The sequence below is a fragment of the Allofournierella massiliensis genome (assembly GCF_964241245.1).
Classification (GTDB): Bacteria; Bacillota; Clostridia; order Oscillospirales; family Ruminococcaceae; genus Allofournierella; species Allofournierella massiliensis.
This window is the reverse complement of record NZ_CAXSWZ010000069.1, coordinates 1-904: the sequence shown is the minus strand read 5'-3', so window position 1 is coordinate 904 and position 904 is coordinate 1. Positions and strand designations below refer to the sequence as shown.

The 904-nt window shown below is 53.4% G+C and carries 2 tRNA genes and 1 rRNA gene; all 3 read right to left on the bottom strand.

From position 1 onward, the window contains the following. Positions 1 to 77, bottom strand: a tRNA-Ile gene (locus ACESYO_RS16390). A 3-nt stretch (positions 78 to 80) separates the two neighbouring features. Further along, positions 81 to 156 (bottom strand) — tRNA-Ala (locus ACESYO_RS16385). 143 nt (positions 157 to 299) lie between these two features. Next, a 16S ribosomal RNA gene (locus ACESYO_RS16380) occupies positions 300 to 904 on the bottom strand; the annotation flags it as partial.

Below are 904 nucleotides of genomic sequence, written 5' to 3'. Positions count from 1 at the left end.
TGGTGGGCTCAAGTGGACTCGAACCACCGACCTCGCGCTTATCAGGCGCGCGCTCTAACCACCTGAGCTATGAGCCCATATGGTGGAGATAAAGAGGCTCGAACTCTTGACCCCCTGCTTGCAAAGCAGGTGCTCTCCCAGCTGAGCTATACCCCCACGCTTTCGCGTTTCGGTCTCGCTTATCTTTTTGAGGTATCCCTTTTTACAGGGCCCTCAAAATCGAACAATATCGAATGCTCTTACAGCAACCTGTCCGTCCAACAACAGAACCAGTCTGTCGTGGCCGTCTGACTCCCTAGAAAGGAGGTGATCCAGCCGCACCTTCCGATACGGCTACCTTGTTACGACTTCACCCCAATCACCAGTTTTACCTTCGGCCGCGCCCTCCTTGCGGTTAGGCTACGGACTTCGGGTCCCCCCGGCTCTCATGGTGTGACGGGCGGTGTGTACAAGGCCCGGGAACGTATTCACCGCGGCATGCTGATCCGCGATTACTAGCAATTCCGACTTCATGCAGGCGAGTTGCAGCCTGCAATCTGAACTGAGACAATTTTTATGAGGTTTGCTCCACCTCGCGGCTTCGCTTCTCTTTGTTAATTGCCATTGTAGTACGTGTGTAGCCCAGGTCATAAAGGGCATGATGATTTGACGTCATCCCCACCTTCCTCCGTTTTGTCAACGGCAGTCTCGCTAGAGTCCTCTTGCGTAGTAACTAACGATAAGGGTTGCGCTCGTTGCGGGACTTAACCCAACATCTCACGACACGAGCTGACGACAACCATGCACCACCTGTCTCCGTGTCCCGAAGGACTTCATGTATCTCTACACTATGCACGGGATGTCAAGACCTGGTAAGGTTCTTCGCGTTGCTTCGAATTAAACCACATACTCCACTGCTTGTGCG